Annotated in this window: 18 protein-coding genes and 1 riboswitch; of the genes, 3 read left to right on the top strand and 15 right to left on the bottom strand. The window is 71.3% G+C overall.

All coding sequences use genetic code 11. The annotated features are described in order from the left end of the window. Positions 1 to 79 precede the first annotated feature (79 nt). Both O7543_RS23585 and O7543_RS23580 read right to left on the bottom strand, forming a co-directional pair. On the bottom strand, positions 80 to 919 hold the full coding sequence (locus tag O7543_RS23585) for an ABC transporter permease (protein ID WP_281551864.1): 840 nt from the start codon (positions 917 to 919) through the stop codon (positions 80 to 82). A 433-nt stretch (positions 920 to 1,352) separates the two neighbouring features. Then, positions 1,353 to 2,387: an ABC transporter substrate-binding protein gene (locus O7543_RS23580; RefSeq protein ID WP_281551865.1), complete on the bottom strand. Its 1,035-nt coding sequence runs from the start codon at positions 2,385 to 2,387 to the stop codon at positions 1,353 to 1,355. A gap of 304 nt (positions 2,388 to 2,691) precedes the next feature. On the opposite strand from O7543_RS23580, the gene O7543_RS23575 reads away from it, so the two are divergent. The 3 genes from O7543_RS23575 (at position 2,692) to O7543_RS23565 (ending at position 6,016) form a co-directional block, all read left to right on the top strand. After that, positions 2,692 to 3,477, top strand: coding sequence for an ABC transporter ATP-binding protein (locus O7543_RS23575; protein WP_281551866.1), 786 nt, complete (start codon positions 2,692 to 2,694; stop codon positions 3,475 to 3,477). Between the two features lie 2 nt (positions 3,478 to 3,479). Next, positions 3,480 to 4,421: an LLM class F420-dependent oxidoreductase gene (locus tag O7543_RS23570; protein ID WP_281551867.1), complete on the top strand. Its 942-nt coding sequence runs from the start codon at positions 3,480 to 3,482 to the stop codon at positions 4,419 to 4,421. Between the two features lie 68 nt (positions 4,422 to 4,489). Continuing rightward, entirely contained in the window at positions 4,490 to 6,016 is a 1,527-nt protein-coding gene (locus O7543_RS23565; RefSeq protein WP_281551868.1) for a hypothetical protein, read from the top strand. Here O7543_RS23565 and thiC read toward each other — a convergent pair. The 13 genes from thiC to O7543_RS23500 form a co-directional block, all read right to left on the bottom strand. After that, positions 5,998 to 7,590, bottom strand: a complete 1,593-nt coding sequence (thiC, locus tag O7543_RS23560) for a phosphomethylpyrimidine synthase ThiC (protein ID WP_281551869.1) — start codon at positions 7,588 to 7,590, stop codon at positions 5,998 to 6,000. The genes O7543_RS23565 and thiC overlap by 19 nt on opposite strands. Continuing rightward, positions 7,590 to 8,507: a bifunctional hydroxymethylpyrimidine kinase/phosphomethylpyrimidine kinase gene (thiD, locus tag O7543_RS23555; protein WP_281551870.1), complete on the bottom strand. Its 918-nt coding sequence runs from the start codon at positions 8,505 to 8,507 to the stop codon at positions 7,590 to 7,592. The genes thiC and thiD overlap by 1 nt, the downstream gene beginning before the upstream one ends. Beyond that, positions 8,507 to 9,103: a thiamine phosphate synthase gene (locus O7543_RS23550; protein WP_281551871.1), complete on the bottom strand. Its 597-nt coding sequence runs from the start codon at positions 9,101 to 9,103 to the stop codon at positions 8,507 to 8,509. Before O7543_RS23550 ends, thiD begins: the two co-directional genes overlap by 1 nt. Then, positions 9,100 to 9,870 (bottom strand): thiazole synthase, encoded by a 771-nt coding sequence (locus O7543_RS23545; RefSeq protein ID WP_281551872.1) that lies wholly within the window; start codon positions 9,868 to 9,870, stop codon positions 9,100 to 9,102. The genes O7543_RS23550 and O7543_RS23545 overlap by 4 nt, the downstream gene beginning before the upstream one ends. Before the next feature lie 5 nt (positions 9,871 to 9,875). Then, on the bottom strand, positions 9,876 to 10,076 hold the full coding sequence (thiS, locus tag O7543_RS23540) for a sulfur carrier protein ThiS (protein WP_278173720.1): 201 nt from the start codon (positions 10,074 to 10,076) through the stop codon (positions 9,876 to 9,878). Continuing rightward, on the bottom strand, positions 10,067 to 11,227 hold the full coding sequence (gene thiO / locus O7543_RS23535) for a glycine oxidase ThiO (RefSeq protein ID WP_281551873.1): 1,161 nt from the start codon (positions 11,225 to 11,227) through the stop codon (positions 10,067 to 10,069). Before thiO ends, thiS begins: the two co-directional genes overlap by 10 nt. Beyond that, complete coding sequence (locus O7543_RS23530; RefSeq protein WP_281551874.1) at positions 11,224 to 11,895, bottom strand: thiamine phosphate synthase; 672 nt, start codon at positions 11,893 to 11,895, stop codon at positions 11,224 to 11,226. Before O7543_RS23530 ends, thiO begins: the two co-directional genes overlap by 4 nt. Next, positions 11,890 to 12,001, bottom strand: a riboswitch (TPP riboswitch). Its footprint overlaps the gene before it by 6 nt. Before the next feature lie 253 nt (positions 12,002 to 12,254). Further along, positions 12,255 to 12,455, bottom strand: a complete 201-nt coding sequence (locus tag O7543_RS23525; RefSeq protein ID WP_281551875.1) for a DUF397 domain-containing protein — start codon at positions 12,453 to 12,455, stop codon at positions 12,255 to 12,257. 84 nt (positions 12,456 to 12,539) lie between these two features. Continuing rightward, the gene (locus O7543_RS23520) at positions 12,540 to 12,740 is read right to left on the bottom strand and encodes a DUF397 domain-containing protein (protein ID WP_281551876.1); all 201 of its coding nucleotides are present in this window, start codon (positions 12,738 to 12,740) and stop codon (positions 12,540 to 12,542) included. Further along, positions 12,737 to 13,612 carry a helix-turn-helix transcriptional regulator gene (locus O7543_RS23515; RefSeq protein ID WP_281551877.1) on the bottom strand — a complete coding sequence of 292 codons (876 nt, stop codon included), beginning with the start codon at positions 13,610 to 13,612 and terminating at the stop codon, positions 12,737 to 12,739. Before O7543_RS23515 ends, O7543_RS23520 begins: the two co-directional genes overlap by 4 nt. A 311-nt stretch (positions 13,613 to 13,923) precedes the next feature. Then, positions 13,924 to 14,913, bottom strand: a complete 990-nt coding sequence (locus O7543_RS23510) for an aldo/keto reductase (protein ID WP_281551878.1) — start codon at positions 14,911 to 14,913, stop codon at positions 13,924 to 13,926. A 5-nt stretch (positions 14,914 to 14,918) separates the two neighbouring features. Continuing rightward, the gene (locus O7543_RS23505; RefSeq protein ID WP_281551879.1) at positions 14,919 to 16,595 is read right to left on the bottom strand and encodes an ATP-binding cassette domain-containing protein; all 1,677 of its coding nucleotides are present in this window, start codon (positions 16,593 to 16,595) and stop codon (positions 14,919 to 14,921) included. Between the two features lie 95 nt (positions 16,596 to 16,690). After that, positions 16,691 to 17,305: a methyltransferase gene (locus O7543_RS23500; protein WP_281551880.1), complete on the bottom strand. Its 615-nt coding sequence runs from the start codon at positions 17,303 to 17,305 to the stop codon at positions 16,691 to 16,693. Positions 17,306 to 17,314: the final 9 nt, after the last annotated feature.

Below are 17,314 nucleotides of genomic sequence, written 5' to 3'. Positions count from 1 at the left end.
GGTCCGGTCTCGTGCGCCCGCCAGGAACAACTCCTGGCGGGCGCACGACGTCCGGGGCGGGCGCGACATGGTGGTGACGTCAGCGGGCCGACGTCGTCTCCCGCACCCACGGCAGCAGCAACCGTTCGAAGGCGACCAGCGCGAAGTAGAGCAGGATGCTCATCAGCCCGATCAACACGATCGCCGCCCAGGCGGCGGAGTTCTCGCCCATCCCGCTGAACTGCAGGGTCATGTAGCCCAGCCCTTCCTCACCGGCCTGGAACTCGCCGATCACGGCACCGATCGCCGCCAACGGCATCGCGACCTTCAGGCCGACGAAGATCTGCGGCAACGCCGCCGGGAAGCGGATCTTGCGGAAGGTCTGCCAGCGGGACGCGTCCAGTGACCGGGCCAGCTCGGCCAGGTCGGCCGGGGTCGAGGTCAGACCGGTCACCGTGGAGAGCACGATCGGAAAGAAGCAGAGCAGGAAGACCATGGTGAGAATCGACTGCTGACCCCAGCCGAGGGTGACCACGAGCAGTGGGGCAAGCACGATCTTCGGTACGGCGTTGAGCGCCACCAGCAGCGGAGCGAACATCCGCTCGGCCACCTGGGAGCCGGCCAGCGCCAGTCCGATCAGCACCCCGATGACGGTGGAGATCGCAAACCCGACGACGGTCGAGGTGGTGGTCGCCAGGGAATGTTCCAGCAGTCGTGGCATCCGCAGGGAGAACGCCGCGTACACGTCCTGCGGGGGTGGCAGCACCACCGAGTGCACCAGGTTGAACACGCTGGTGGCGAGCCACCACGCGGTCACCGTCACCGCCACGCCGAGCAGCGGTAGTCCGACTGCGGCGACCCGGCCGCCGGCGGGGCGGCGGACCGGAGCGGTGGTCGCGGCGCGTACCGGTGGCGCCTGCGCCGGTTTGAGTACGGTCATCAGATGCCTTCCGTGGATACTCCGGCCTTCCGGCCGGGAAGGAAACGGACACCTGCGGAGCACGGCAGGGAAGGTCGACTCGCCGCCGAGGCGGATCGACGTCCACTACTCACACACCGGGAGATCCGGCGTGCGAACAGGTGTGCCAACGTGGCGTAGTCCTTCCGGTGACAGCCAGGCTGGTCGGGCCTACCGCCGGGCTGGTGGGAAGTGACGTCTGTGGAGACCGTGTAGGACCGATGGGCGGTACTCCGTCCCTCGCCGTTGATTCGGGTCGGCAGTGGTCGGTCAAGCAGAAAGCTCGACCCGTGAGGGTCGAATCTCCCTACTTCAGCAGGGGGAGATGTCAACGACACTCCTCAGGCTCGCCGAGCCGCCGGGTGCGGGCGGGTGGGTCACCGGACGGTGGCCCACCCACCCGCACCCGGGTCGGTCAGGATTCGGCGTTCGGGGCCAGGTCGAAGTTGACGACCTGCTCCGGCTCCAGGCCCGGCGGGATCGCTCCGGCGCCCTGCAGGATCGCGATGCTGCGGGCGATCCGCTGGCTGTCCAGCGCACCGACCGGCACACCGGAGCTGGTCGACTTCACGAAGGCGGCCATCAGTTCCAGTTCGGCGGCGGCGGCGGCCGGGTTGGCCTCCTCCACGTTCTCGGCCAGGATCTCGCCGGCCTCCTCCGGGTTGGTGATGCTGTACTCCAGGCCCTTGAGCAGTGCCGCGCTGAAGCGCTTCACCATCTCCGGGTCCTCCTCGGCGATCGCCGTCGAGGTGATCAGCACGTTGCCGTACAGGTCGGTCATGATGTCGCTGTACGGCAGCACCACGGCGGTCTTGCCCTGCGCGACGGTCTCCACAGTGGGCTTACCGACCACGAACTGGCCGATGCCGTCCACCGACCCGGAGGCCAGGGTGCCCATCAGGGTCTGCGGAGCGCCGTTGACCCACTCGACCTTGGTCTCGTCGATGCCGGCCAGCGAGGCGTACGTCGGGAACAGGTTGCGCACCACCGAGCCGGGGGCGTCGGCGAGCGTCTTGCCCTCCAGGTCCTTGGGGGTGGTGATGCCGCTGCCGTCGAGCGCGATGATCGCCGCCATGGTGCGCTGCTGGATGCCGGCGACCACGACGAAGTCCTTCGCCTCGCCGTTGCCGTACTGCAGCAGCCCGCCGGTCATGTCGATCGGGGTGAAGTGCGCCTGTCCAGCGACGACGGTCTTGATGTTGTCGCCGGTGCCGGCACCTGCTTTGACCTCTACGTCGAACCCGGCCTCCTCGAAGAAGCCCTTGTCCTTGGCGACCCAGGCGTAGGAGTCCCGGCCGAAGTTACCGAAGGAAGTGAGATACGTCACTTTCTTCAATTCCTCGGTGCCACCGGCATTCGCCTCGCCACCGTCGTCCGCGCTGCAGCCGGCAGTGACCGCGAGCGCCGCCGCGAGGGCCGTGGCGGCGATCGTACGGGTGAGCCTTGTCATGAACGTGTGTCCTTTCCAACCCGACGGCCCCTCGACGAACCCGCAGGTCGTCGAGGCGACCGGAGGGGGTAGTTGGTCCGGCGCGGCAGCCGCTCGGTGGGGGCCGGACCGGTGCCGCGGTCGCGTTGGGAAACTTCGCGGGCAACAGAGTACGAGGGAAACCTGACCAATGCGACAGCCGGGCATCGTGGACCCTGCATCGCAATCAAAAGTGTTTACCGCGCGGGTGGTGCGTGGCCGGCACGATCCGGATACTCTGTCCCCCGCTTGTTGATCGACTCAGGACGAGGGAACTGTCGGCCCCATGATCCAGCTCAGCGGAGTCGGACGGACGTTCGCCGGTCGCTCCGGCACAGTAGAGGCACTGCGCGGCATCGACCTCTCGGTGACCGCCGGTGAGTTCGTCGCGGTCGTCGGTCGTTCCGGCTGTGGCAAGTCCACCCTGCTCAGGCTCATCGCCGGACTGCTTCCGACGACGGCCGGCGAGATCACTGTCGGTGGTCAGCAGGTGGTCAAACCACGTCGGGACATTGCGATGCTCTTCCAACGCCCGGCCCTGCTGCCCTGGCGATCAGTGCTGGACAATGTTCTGCTGCCGGCGGAGATCTTCGGGTTGCGCCGCAGGCAGCACCGGGCAAAGGCCTTGGAACTGCTGGAGATGGTCGGGCTGGCCGGCTTCGACAAGCGGCTGCCGCACGAGCTGTCCGGCGGCATGCAGCAGCGGGTGTCGCTGTGCCGCTCGTTGCTCGCCGAACCACAGGTGCTGCTGATGGACGAGCCGTTCTCGGCGCTGGACGCGCTGACCCGGGAGGAGCTCTCCGTCGAGCTGCAACGGATCCACATGGAGCGCGCGGCGACCATCGTCTTCGTCACCCACTCGATCGACGAAGCCGTCCTGCTCGCCGACCGGGTCGTGGTGCTGAGCCCTCGACCAGGGCGAATCCGCAAGATCGTACCGATCGACATTCCCCGCCCCCGCAGCCTGGGGCGCAACGCGCACACCGAGGACGTAGCCCGGTGCAGTGCGGAGCTGCACGAGGTGCTGATGGAACGCGACGCACCGGCGACGGCCGGGATCGGAGGGTACTGACCATGCGGGTCAGCGTGTTCACCGAGCCGCACCGCGGCGCCAGCTACGACGACCAGCTCCGGCTGGCCCGGCTCGCCGAGGAGTCCGGGTTCGAGGGCTACCTGCGGGCCGACCACTACCAGTCGATGGGCGAGGAACTGGCGCTGCCGGGGCCGACCGACGCCTGGCTGACCCTGGCCGCGCTGGCCCGGGAGACCTCCCGGATCCGGCTCGGCACGCTGGTCACCTCGGCGACCTTCCGGCTGCCCGGGCCACTCGCCGTGATGGTCGCTCAGGTCGACCAGATGAGCGGCGGCCGGGTCGACCTCGGCATCGGGGCCGGCTGGTACGCCCGGGAGCACACCGCCTACGGGCTGCCGTTCCCGTCCGTCGGGGAACGCTTCGACCGGTTGGCCGAGCAGCTCGAGGTGATCACCGGGCTGTGGCGTACTCCGGTCGGTGACAGGTTCAGCTTCCACGGCGACCACTACCAGCTGGTCGACGCTCCGGCGCTACCGAAGCCGGCGCAGCCGGCCGGCCCGCCGATCATCATCGGCGGACGAGGGCCGAAGCGGACCCCGGAGCTCGCTGCCCAGTTTGCCGACGAGTTCAACATGCCGTTCAAGTCGGTCGCCGAGACCGCGGCGGCTTACGAGCGGGTGACCGAGGCCTGTCACCGGACCGGGCGCACCGAGCAGGGCCGACCGCCGCTGACCATGTCGGCCGGCATCGTCATCGCGATCGGGCGTACCGACGCCGAGGCGCAGCGCCGCGCCGCGCCGCTGCACGAGAAGAGCGCCCTGCCGCCGGAGGACCCGGTGATCGGTTCGCCGGCCCAACTGGTGGACCGGATCGGGGAGTTCTCGGCGGTCGGTACCAGCCGGGTACACCTGCGGTTCATCGACCTCGCCGATTTGGACCACCTGGAGCTGGTCGCTGCCGAGGTGCTGCCTCAGCTGGGCTGACCCACCGGCCCGGCGGCGGTCGCCCGGTCCAGGTCGACAGTGCGGGCGGCCGGCCGTAACCTCCCGGCATGGCCTTGCGGACCTGGCTCAGAGCGATCACAACGGCATTCGGTGTGGCGGCGTTCGCCGGTGCCGTCCAGCTTGGTGCCGCTTACGGTCTCCAACTGGTACGCCTGCGCCGCGACTTCGCCGGGCCGACCGCTGATCTCTGGCCGACGCAGCTGACCTGGCTCGCCTGGTTCGCGATCGTCGCTGCCGTCGTCGGCGCGTGCGTGGCGCAACGGGTCGCCGAGCAGCGTCGGGCCCGGCACCTGCGCGTGTCGGCGGTCCGTACGGCGGTCCGCCGGGTCGTCCTGGCGCTGATCGCCACGATCGGTGCGGCGCTCGCCGTGGTCGGGTTGTCGGTGCTGCCGGCGCAGGCGTCGACCGGGGTCGCCGATCCGGTGACGGTCGCCGCCCTGATCGGCGGGATCGGGGCGGTGGTAGGTCTGCCTGCGGCACTGGCCGCGCTGGCCCATCCGGCGATGCGCTGGAACTTGCTGGTGTTCAGCGGTGCGCTCTGGCTGCTGGCGGTCGGGTCCGCTGCCCCAGACCTGTGGGCGGGTGACGCCGTCGGCGGGATCCGACCCGGGGTACTCGAACCGGTCGCGCTCGACCCGGGTGACCCCGGCTGGCAACTGTTCGTGCTGCTACCGGCGCTGGCGCTGGTGCTCGGCGCGGCGGTGAGCGGGCTGGCCCGGAGGCGGGCGGTGCCGACGGTTGCGACGGCGGTGTCCGGAATGGCCGGACCGGCGGTCCTCAACGCCGCGTACCTGGTCGCCGGGGCCGGCCGGGCTGGGTCCTACCAGGACGACCCCTACCGGGCGGCGCTGCTGGCGGTGGCCGCCGGAGTCGTCGGTTCGATCACTGTGGCTGCCGTGCGCCAGCCCGGTCGGCCGGCCGGAACCGCAACCGGAAGGCCCGCAACCGCTGTCGGAACCCCCGCCGGACCCGCCGACGGCTCGACCGGGAGCCGCGAATCGGTAGCGGAAACTGCCCTATCTGAAAAGACCTCCGCCGATCCGGCACCCCTCGGGCGGGTGTCACCCGGTCCTGCAGCGCCGCCGGTACCTGGCCCGCCGATGCCCACCCGACCCGCGCCCGGCCGACCCGCACCGGACCCGACCGGGACAGACCCGACCGCAGCATCACCAGCGCCGATCGCCGCTCAGGCGCACCCGGGTGATCGTCCGCCGCCGACACCCGCGGCGGTCATCCCCCGTGTCGACCCGACGCCGATCTCGCCAGAGGGACCGCCGACTCCGGCTCCGGTGCCGGTGACCGGTGCCGTCGACCGGCCGACGCCGCAACCGGTCGCCCCACCGCCGGTCGCGCCGCAACCGGTCGCCCCACCACCCACCGCGCCGACCGCCGCACCTGCGGCCGGCCGAATCCCCCGGCCACGGTTCATGCGGCAGCGGCGGCCGGCACCCACCCCGACACTGACCGACGAGGACGCCGAACATGTCGACTGGGTCAGCGAGCTGCGCCGGCAACCCCGCCGCGCCGACGGGCGGAGCCGTAGTGGCGCCGACGATCAGGCCAACGGCAGGTAGACCCGACCACCGGATGCGACGAATTCATCTGATTTGTCCTTCATACCCTGTTGGGCGTACTCCTTCAGATCCTGCGTGATTTTCATCGAGCAGAACTTCGGGCCGCACATCGAGCAGAAGTGGGCCGACTTCGCCGGCTCGGCCGGCAGCGTCGCGTCGTGGTAGGACCGCGCCGTCTCCGGATCCAGCGACAGGTTGAACTGGTCCTCCCAGCGGAACTCGAACCGCGCCTTGGACAACGCGTCGTCCCAGGCCTGCGCTCCCGGATGTCCCTTGGCCAGGTCGGCCGCGTGCGCCGCGATCTTGTACGCGATCACCCCGGCCTTGACGTCGTCGCGGTCCGGCAGCCCCAGGTGCTCCTTCGGGGTGACGTAACAGAGCATCGCGGTGCCGAACATGCCGATCATGGCAGCCCCGATCGCCGAGGTGATGTGGTCGTACGCTGGGGCGATGTCGGTGGTCAGCGGGCCGAGGGTGTAGAACGGCGCCTGGTGGCACAGCTCCTGCTGCAGGTCCACGTTCTCCTTGATCTTGTGCATCGGCACGTGGCCGGGGCCCTCGATCATCACCTGCACGTCGTGCTCCCACGCGATGCTGGTCAACTCGCCCAACGTCCGCAGCTCGGCGAACTGGGCGGCGTCGTTGGCGTCGGCGATCGACCCCGGCCGCAGCCCGTCGCCCAGTGAGAAGGTCACGTCGTAGCGGGCCAGGATCTCGCACAACTCGGCGAAGTTCGTGTAGAGGAAGTTCTCCTGGTGGTGCGCCAGGCACCAGGCAGCCATGATCGACCCGCCCCGGGAGACGATCCCGGTGACCCGGTCGACCGCCAACGGCACGTACGGCAGCAGCACCCCGGCATGCACCGTCATGTAGTCGACGCCCTGCTCGGCCTGCTCGATCACGGTCTCCCGGAACACGTCCCAGCTCAGCTTGACCGGATCCCCACCGACCTTCTCCAACGCCTGGTAGATCGGGACCGTACCGATCGGCACCGCCGAGTTGCGCACGATCGCCTCGCGGGTCTCGTGGATCCGCTTGCCGGTGGACAGGTCCATCACCGTGTCCGCACCCCACCGGGTGGCCCAGGTCAGCTTCTCCACCTCCTCGGCCACCGACGACGAGACCGCCGAGGTGCCGATGTTGGCGTTCACCTTCACCAGGAACCGACCACCGATGATCATCGGCTCGGACTCCGGGTGGTTGACGTTGGCCGGCAGCACCGCACGTCCGGCGGCGATCTCCTCCCGTACCACCTCGGCCGGCAGGTTCTCCCGCAACGCGACGAACTCCATCTCCGGGGTGACGGTCCCGGCCCGGGCGTACGCCAACTGGGTCGGCCGACGCCCGTGGGCCCCAGCCAGCGGGGTGCCCGCACCGCGCACCGGGGCGACATCGCCACGCTCGGCGATCCACCGCCCGCGCAGCGCGGCCAGCCCGACCTGCGGGTCCGACCCCGGACCCGACGTGTCGTAGAGGCGCACCGGCGGATTGTCGCCGGTCAGCGTCACCTCGGCGAACGGCACCTGGATGTCCGGTCGCGGTCCTTGCACGTACACCTTGCGCCGAGCCTGCATCAGTGGGCCTCCTTCAGGTAGTTGCCGAACAACCGGTGCTGAGCCACCTGGTGCGACCATCCAAAGTGGTCGATCGGGCCGTGGCCGGAGCCCAACCGCCAGTGCCGGGCACCAGCGAGCGCCCGCGCGACGTACTCCTTGGCGAAGACCAACGCCGCCGGCACGTCGTCGCCGAGCGCCAACCGGGCTGCCACCGCCGCCGCGAAGCTGCACCCGGTGCCGTGTGTGTTGCGGGTGTCCATCCGTTCGCCGGCCAGCCGCCAGCCGGCGACAGCGGTTCCGGCGACGTCGACCGCCGGGTTCGCGGTCGCGACCACGTCGACCGCCGCCGGGTCGGTCGACGTACCGTCCGGGTCGCCACCGGTCACCACCACGAACCTCGGTCCGCCGGCGGCCAGCTCGACGGCGGCTCGGGCCATCTCGTCGACGGTCCGCACCGGCCAGCCGACCAACGCCGAGGCCTCCGCCCGATTCGGCGTCGCGACCAGCGCGTACGGCAGCAGCCGCTCGACCGCGCCGACCACACCGAGCCGGTGCCCGCTGGTCGAGACCAGCACCGGATCGACCACCAGGTTCGGCAGCTCCCCGGCCCGGGCCAGCGCGGCGACCGCCCCGGCGATCCGGGCCGTACCGAGCATGCCGGTTTTCACCGCGCGCACCGGAAGGTCGGCGCGGACCGCCTCGATCTGGGCCCGTACCTGACCGGCCGGCAGCTGATGGACGCTGGTGACGCCGGTGGTGTTCTGCGCGGTCACCGCAGTGATCGCGCTGGTGCCGTAGACGCCGAGCGCGGCGAAGACCTTCAGGTCCGCCTGGATGCCGGCCCCGCCGCCGGAATCGGAGCCGGCGATCGTCATCGCCACCACCGGAGTGGTTCGGTCGCCGGCCATCAGCAGCTCACCTCGGTCGCTGGCCATCAACTGCTCACCTCGGCCGGTGACGCAGCCGCGACCAGCTCCGCCGCGACCGCCGCCGGGTCGGCGGCGCGCATCACCGCGCCCATCACCGCCGCCCCGACGGCACCGGCCGCCCGGCAGGCGGCGACCTGCTCCGCTGTGGTCACCCCGGCGAGCGCGACCACCGGCCGGCCGGCGGCCACTCGGACCAGACGGGCCAGCCCGGCCGGCCCCAGCGGCGGACCGTACCCGGGTTTGGACGCGGTCGCGAAGACCGGCGACACCGTCACGTAGTCCTCCGTGGTCAGTCGACCGAGCTCGGTCTCGTCGTGACAGGAGCGGCCGACCAGTCCGAACACCGGTGGCGGGTACGGCCCGGCGGCGCGCAGGTGCACCGCGTCACCGCCCAGCGGGTCCGGCCCGGCGACGATCAGCGTCCCGCCGACCGGGGCGAGGATGCCGCGCAACCGGTCGGCCAACGCGGCACGTTGTGCCCGGGGCAGGTCCCGTTCCCGCAGCACCACCTGCCGGAGCCCGCCGGCCACCGCCGCCGCGACCACCTCCGGCAGCGGCCGGGCGGTCTGCCGGCGGTCGGTGAGCAGGATGATCCCGTTCACAGCTCGGGCCGCCCATCGTCGGGAGTGGATGCCAGGGCGTGGTAGCGACGGGGGATCCGCCCGGCCCGGCCGGCCAACCGGCCCGCTTCGATGGCGTGCCGCATGGCGGTGGCCATCGCGACCGGGTCGGCGGCCCGGGTCACCGCGCTGGCCAGCAGCACCGCGTCGCAGCCGAGTTCCATCGCGAGCGCGGCGTCGGAGGCAGTGCCGACCCCCGCGTCCAGCACCACGGGAATGTCCACCGACTGTCGGATCAGTCGGATGTGGTGCGGGTTGAGGATGCCAAGCCCGGAGCCGATCGGTGCACCGGCCGGCATCACCGCCGCGCAGCCGGCGTCGGCCAGCCGGCGGGCCAGCACCGGATCGTCGGTGGTGTACGGCAGCACGGTGAAACCGTCGTCGACCAGCTGCTCGGCGGCGCGCAGCAGCTCGGCGCCGTCCGGCAGCAGGGTCCGTTCGTCGCCGACGACCTCCAGCTTCACCCAGTCGGTGTCGAACGCCTCGCGGGCCAGGTGGGCCACCTTGACCGCCTCGGTGGCGGTGTAGCAGCCGGCGGTGTTCGGCAGCAGCCGTACGCCGCAGCGCTCCAGCAGGTCGAGCAGGCCGCCGTGCATCGTGGCGGCGCTGTCCACCCGGCGCAGCGCGACCGTGACCAGACCGGTGCCACTGGCCGCAATCGCCTGCTCCAGGATGTGCAGGTTGGCGGCGCCGCCGGTGCCGAGGATCAGCCGGGAGTCGAAGCTGTGCCCGGCGACGGTGAACGGCATCCGGCTCACCCGCCCTGCGCCGCGATCAGCACTTCGACCCGGTCACCGTCGCACAGCTGCTCGGCCGACCAGCCGCTGCGCGGCACCACTTCACCGTTGACGGCGACGGCGACGCCGCGTGCCCGGTCGGTGACCGCCCGGACGACGTCGACCAGCAAGGTCCCGGTCGGCGCGGTCATCGGTGCCCCGTTGACGATCAACTCCACGGCTGCTCCTCCCCTGCGAGTTCCCTGTTCGCGGCGGTGAACCGGCCGGGCCGAAACGGTGCCAGCGCCGGATCCGGATCGTCCCCGGCCGCCATGTCGGCGATCAGGTCGGCGGTCACCGGGGTCAGCACGATGCCGTGCCGGTGATGCCCGGTCGCCACCAGCACTTCCCGGCCTGCGGTGCCGCCGCCGCCTCTGCCTGCGGAGCCGACGCCGGGCTGCTGGTGCCAGCCGAGCAGCGGCGCGTTGTCCGGCGTGCCGGGCCGGGCCGCCGCCTGCGCCTCGACCAGCTCGTGCTCGGCGATCTCCGGCAGCAGGTCGGCGGCGGCGCGCAGCAGTTCCAGCACCGCTCCGGCGGTGACGATGGTGTCGCCCCGTTCCTCGACGGTGGCGCCGACGACAACCTCACCGTCGGCGCGGGGCACCAGGTAGACGTGCCGGCCGTCGGCGTACCCCCGGATCACGTGCCGGAACCCGACGGCGCCGCCGGGGGCCCGCAGCCGCAGGATCTGGCCTTTTACCGGGCGGACCGGCAGCCCGGTCAGCGCCGCCGATCCGCAGCCGGCGGCGACCACGACGACCCGCGCGTCCAGTGCGGAAACATCGGTGACCGGCTGCGGGACGACGGTCACCCCGGCCCGGTCCAGCGCGGTGTCCAACGCCCCGACCAGCCGACGCGGGTCGACCTGGTGGTCGTCGGGCATCAGCGCACCGCCGCGCACCCTCGGCGCCAACGCCGGTTCGCGCTCGCGCAGCGCCGTGCCGCGCAGCAGCGTGATCGGCAGGTCCAGACTCCGCTGGTACGCCCAGAGCCGCTCCGCCTCGCGCCGGTCGTCGCCGGTGAGCGTGACGACCAGCGTGCCGTCGGTGCGGTAGCCGATGTCCTGGCCGGTGACGGCGGTCAGCTCGGCGGCGAACGCCGGCCAGCGGGCCGCCGAGTCGACCAGCAGCCGGGTCAGCTCGGCCTCGCCGAAGTGCGACTCGGCGACCGGGGCGAGCATCCCGGCGGCCACCGAGGACGCCCCGGACCCGGGTGCCGGGTCGTGGAGCGCGGTACGCAGCCCGCGCTGGGCGCACCGCCAGGCGATACTCATCCCGATCGGCCCGCCGCCGACCACCGCCACATCCGCGCCCTCGGCCGGCCCGGTCATCGTGTCGCGCCCGTCCCGGCGGCGGGCCGCTGCCGTACCGCGGTCAGCAGGTCAGCAGTGGCCCGGCCCGGATCGGCGGCTCCGGCGATCGCGCCGACCACCGCGACCCCGTGCGCCCCGGCGGCCAGCAGCTGCACAACCCGGTCCACAGTGACCCCGGCGATCGCGATCACCGGCACGTCGACCGTAGCGGCGACGGCGGCCAGCCCGGCCGGCCCGATCGGGTCGGGCAGCCCGGTCTTCGTGCCGGTGGCGTAGCACGGCCCGACCCCCAGGTACGTCGCCCCGGCCGCGACCGCCGCCCGCCCGGTGGCCGGCTCGCGAGCGGTGGCACCGAGGATCGCGGCCGGCCCGAGCACCCGGCGGGCGGCGTCGACCGGGAGGTCCAGCGCGCCGACGTGCGCGCCGGCCGCACCGGTCGCGAGCGCGACGTGCAACCGGTCGTTGACCAGGCAGGTCACCTGGTACGCGGCACATTCGGCGACCGCGCGCACGGTCAGGTCGTACGCGTCCCGGTCGGACATGTCGTCCTCGACGCGGACCTGCACGACCAGGTCGGCGGCGGCGCCGGCGGCGCGGGCGGCGGCCAGCGCGGCCCGCAGTACGCCGAGCGGGTCGCACCCGGGTCGGGTGTCGGTGATCAGATGCAGTCGCCCAAGGGACGGCACGGCAACGCTCCTCCCTGCGCCGGCATTACCCGGATCAGGTTCGACGGTCGGAGGCCGCGTCAGCCTCCCTCTCAGCCCGGTGCACCGGGCTCCCGTGGGTTACTTGCCTGTTACCGTACGACGGTCTCGTCGATCCGCCAAGGGCCGATCCGAGGCAACCTTCGGTCGCTGCCCACCCCGCCGCTGTCGGCCGTGACCAGGCTCACCATCAGCTGGGCGAACAAAGATCACACGCAGACCGGATGCGACATTGGCGCAGGTGACTGCCGGTAGTCATGCTGTCCGCGGTAGCGCAGGTGGCCCTTCGGGGTTCCCGCAGCCGCCCTACGCGACCCTCTGGTCGGCCGGACCCAGAAGCGTCAGCTGGTGAAGGTGCCAGCCCTCGCGGCGGCGACGAAACTCGACCAGCTCGCTGGGGCGACTACCAGCACCGGACCAGCCGGATCCTTCGAGTCCCGCACCCCGACAACGCCACCCGGCCCGTCCGCCACCTCGACACACTCGCCCTGGTTGTTCGACCGGCTGCTCTTCCGCCAGTTGGTGGAACCAAAGTCGATCATCGCCGTACTCCCTTACGGATCGGATCACGCCTCGGCGGTCGAAGTCACGAGGCGGCGTCGCGGCGGAACTCCACCGACCGCCAATCAACTCGTGAGGGTGCTGTTCTTGGTAGCGGCGACGAAGCGTGACCAGCTTGCCGGGGCGACCACCAGCACCGGACCAGCCGGATCCTTCGAGTCCCGCACCCCGACGACCCCACCCAGTCCGTCCGCCACCTCGACGCACTGACCCTGGTTGTTTGATCGGCTGCTCTTGCGCCAGCTAGCTCCGGAAAGATCGATCATGACTCGTACTCCTTCGCGGTCCGCCAGAAGAGGTCACGACTGGCCTGCTCGCTCAGCGCCCGGCCAGCGATGTCGGTGAAGGTCCAAGCGTACCGCTCAGCCTCATCCGGCCGATCGAGGAACAGAGCTCCTGTCAGCTCCTCCACGTAGACAGTCGTCGGCTCGTTCCCTTCTGGAAAATCAAGAAGAGTGAACGAACCGTGCGCCATCAGGCCGGCGTGCAGCCCGGCGCTGAAGGGCAGCACCCGGATCGAGACATTCGGCTGCTCCCCGGCCTGAGCCAGCCGACGCAACTGTCCGGCCATGGTCTGACCGCTGCCGATCGGTCGACGCAGGATCGCTTCGTCGAGCACGATGTCGAACCTGGGCAGGTAGGGCTCCATTCGGGTCAGCAACCGCGCGCGACGCATCCGCATCTCGACCCTGCGCTCGATCTCCTCCGCCGGCACTTCGTACTGGTTCACGCTGAACACGGCAGTTGCGTACGGGCGGGTCTGCAGCACGCCGGAGACGAGCTCCGTATGGAATTCGCGGAGGTGGGCGGCGGCCTCCTCCAGACCGATGAACAGCTCGAACCAGGACGGGATGCTGGCGTAGTCGTGCCACCAGCCCTTCTCCTTGGTCTTCGGAGCCAGCGCGGCCAGCGCCTCGACGGTCTTCAGGTCAGCGCCGTACAGCTCGCAGAGCAGCACCACGTCCTCGGTGCGGATCGGCACCTCACCCCGCTCCATCCGCAGCAGCTTGGTCGCCGGCCACTCCAACTCCCGGGCCGCCGTGGTCTGCGGCACCCCGGCCAACCGCTCACGCAGCCGACGCAGCTCCCGACCGAGCTGCCGCCGGGGCACCGACGAGTTCAACAATGCTGCGGGCACGTTGCCACCTCCAGATATGCCACTCAACGACGACATGAAGATCGACAGGCGACAGTCACTCGACAGTTGACATATCTCTACCACGAGACCACGACAGCGTTGTCGACCGCCAATTGATCATCGACTGACGGCTGGCCTGCGAATCGGCATGAAGCACCACGATCCGCAGCCGGTCTCCACTCCACGCAATGCAGTTACCTGATCATCGGCGGAAGTCCAGCCGAGTAGACAAGATCATGTGAGGCTCAGATACCTTACGGGCGCGACGTAGGGTATCTGAGCCTCACATGATCTTGTAAATGCAGTTCCGGTCAGCTCAGCGAGCCGCCGGGGCCGGCGGGCTCCGGCAGGATCGACCGCAGTTCGGCGAGGTCGGCGGCGTCCGGCTGCCACGACCCGGCGGCGGCGTTCGCCCGTACCTGCTCGGGGGTGGTCGCCCCGGCGATCACCGACGCCACGGCCGGCTGCGCGGCCAGGCCGCCGATCGCGACCGCGAGCAGCGGCAGGTCCCGCTTCGCGGCGTACGCGTCGAGGGCCTCGATGACGTCCCACGGCGCTCCGGCGAGCCGGGCGGCGTACCGGCTGCTCTCGCCGGCCAGCCGGCTACCCGGCGGCGGCGCCTCGCTCCGGCGGTACTTGCCGGTCAGCAGCCCGTCGGCGAGCGGGAAGTACGGCAGCAGCCCCAGGCCGAAGCGCTGGCAGGCCGGCACCACTTCCCGCTCCACCCGCCGGTCCAGCAGGTTGTACTCGTTCTGGGCGCTGACGAACGGCGACAACCCGGCGGTACGCGCGGTCCACGCGGCGTCCGCGATCTGCCAGCCGGCGAAGTTCGAGCAACCCACATAGCGGACCTTGCCGGCGCGTACCAGGTCGTCCAGGGCCCGCAGGGTCTCCTCAACCGGGGTGACCGGGTCCGGCTCGTGGAACTGATACAGGTCGATGTGATCGGTGCCGAGTCGGCGCAGCGACGCCTCGACGGCCCGCACGATGTACCGCCGGGAGCCGCGTACCCCGTGGTCGACGCCGTTCATGCCGGACATGTCCATGCCGAACTTGGTGGCCAGCACCACGTCGTCGCGGCGGCCGCGCAGCGCCGCCCCGAGCTGTTCCTCGGAACCACCCGAAGGCGTGCCGTAAATGTCGGCGGTGTCGAACAGGGTGATCCCGGCGTCGAGTGCGGCGTCGACCACCGCCCGGGTGCCGGCCGCGTCCAGCTTGCGGCCGAAGTTGTTGCAGCCGACCCCGACCGCCGACACCATCAACCCGGAGTTGCCCAACCGGCGGTAGATCATCTCAGCCATGTCGGTCAGCGTACGTCCCAGACCGGCTCGGGGACCTCGACCACCTCGCCGTCGCCCTGGAACAGCACGAACCGGTCGAATGACCGGCTGAACCAACGGTCGTGGGTGACCGCGATCACCGTACCCTCGAAGGCCTTCAGCCCTTCCTCCAGCGCCTCGGCCGAGGCCAGGTCCAGGTTGTCGGTCGGCTCGTCGAGCAGCAGCAGGGTGGCACCGGACAGCTCCAGCAGCAGCACCAGGAACCGGGCCTGCTGGCCGCCGGAGAGGGTGCCGAACCGCTGGTCGACCTGGCCGGCCAGGTCGTAACGGGACAGTACGGCCATCGCCGCGTGCCGGTCCATCCCGTCACGGTGGTCGTCGCCGCGCCACAGCACGTCGGCGAGGGTCTGGTCGAGCAGCTCCGGCCGGTCGTGGGTCTGCGAGAAGTGGCCGGGACGCACCCGGGCACCGAGCCGGACCATCCCGTCGTGGGCCACCGGGGTGAGCGCCGCGCCGGCGACCGGGCCGGCCGCCGGGTCCGGGTCGGTTCCGCCCCGGGCCAGCAGCCGCAGGAAGTGCGACTTGCCGGTGCCGTTGGCCCCGAGCACCGCGACCCGGTCGCCGTACCAGATCTCCAGGTCGAACGGGTAGGTCAGCCCATCCAGCTCCAGTTGCTCACAGATCACCGCCCGCTTGCCGGTGCGGCCGCCGGACAGCCGCATCCGCAGCGACTGGTCCTTCGGTGGCAGCGGCGGCGGGCCTGCCTCCTCGAACTTGCGCAGCCGGGTCTGCGCGGCCTGGTACCGCGAGGCCAACCCGTCGTTGTACGCCGCCTTCTGCTTGTACATCAGCATCAGTTCGCGCAGTTTCTCGTGCTCCTCGTCCCAACGGCGGCGCTGCTCCTCCAGCCGGGCGTGCCGGGCGACCCGCGCGGAGTGCCAGCTGGCGAAGCCGCCCGGATGGGTCCAGGCGGAGCCGCCTTCGACGGCGACCACCCGGTCGGCGGTCTGGGCCAGCAACTCCCGGTCGTGCGAGACGTAGAGCACCGACTTGGTCGACTCGCGCAGCCGCTGCTCCAGCCACCGTTTCCCGGGTACGTCGAGGAAGTTGTCCGGCTCGTCGAGCAGCAGCACCTCGTCGGTGCCGCGCAGCAGCAGCTCCAACGCGAACCGTTTCTGTTGTCCACCCGAGAGGGTCCGGACCGGACGGTCCCGGACCCGGTCCCACGGCAGGTCCAGCACTGCGGTGGCCACCGTGTCGAAGACGACCTCGGCCTCGTAGCCGCCGGCTTCGCCCCAGGCGGCGAGGGCGTTGGCGTACCCGATCTGGGTTTTTTCGGCGGCGGCCGGGGTGGTGCCGGCGGCCTCAGCGGCGTGCACGGCCCGTTCGGCGGCGGCGAGCCGTTCTCCTGCGGCCCGCAGCGGCGGCGGGGCGAGCGACAGTGCCAGGTCGGCGAGTGTACGGTCGTCGCCGATCATGCCGATGAACTGCCGCATCACGCCGAGCCCGCCGGCGCGGGCGACTGCTCCGGTGGCCACCGGCAGGTCACCGGCGACCATCCGCAGCAGCGTCGTCTTGCCGGCGCCGTTCGGGCCGACCAGCGCCACTTTGGCACCCTCGCCGACCCGGAACGACACGTCGGCAAAGAGCTCCCGACCATCCGGCAGGGTGTGCCCTACCGCGGCCACGTCCACGTATCCCACCCCGGCATGGTGCCTGATCACCCTGGCTGTCGGCAGCTGAGATTCGCGCCACCGGGTGAGCGACTGGCACTGGCACTGGCGAACCGGGGTGGCGGTCAGTCGGCGTGGTGAGTGACCCGCAGCACCCGGTAGCCCTTCTGGCTGGCGTGCCGGTCCACCTGCCAGCCCTGGTCGCGCAGCCACTGCTGCACCGAATCGCCGCCCAGGTAGCGGGCGATGACCAGCCAGCCGACGCCGCCCGGGGCGAGGCGGGGCAGCCAGCGGGTGAGCAGGGCGTGCAGTTCCGCCTTGCCGACCCGGATCGGCGGGTTGGACCACAGCTGGGTGAAGGTGAGCTCCGGCGGCACGCGGTCCGGATCGGCAACCCGGACCCGGTCGGCGACGCCGAGCCGGTCGGCGTTGAGCAGGGTGAGCTCGCGGGCGCGGGCGTTCACGTCCACCGCGTGGACCGTTGCGGCTGGCGCCTGGTCGGCCAGCACACAGGTGATCGGGCCGTACCCGCAGCCGAGGTCGAGGAAGGGGCCGGGGTCGGTCGGTGCGGGCAGGTCGGCCTTGCGCAGCAGTACGGCGGTGCCCGGGTCGAGCCGGCCGGCGGAGAACACTCCGGCGGCGACGGTCAGGGTGTAGTCGCGGCCGGCGACCGCGAAGTCGATCTCCGACCGTACGTCCGCGGTGCCGGGCTGCGGGCTGAAGTAGTGGTCGCCGGTCACCGGGGCATT

It is taken from the genome of Solwaraspora sp. WMMA2080 (assembly GCF_027497395.1).
GTDB lineage: Bacteria > Actinomycetota > Actinomycetes > Mycobacteriales > Micromonosporaceae > Micromonospora_E.
Note: the sequence above shows the minus strand (reverse complement) of the source record. Positions and strands in the feature narration are given on the sequence as shown.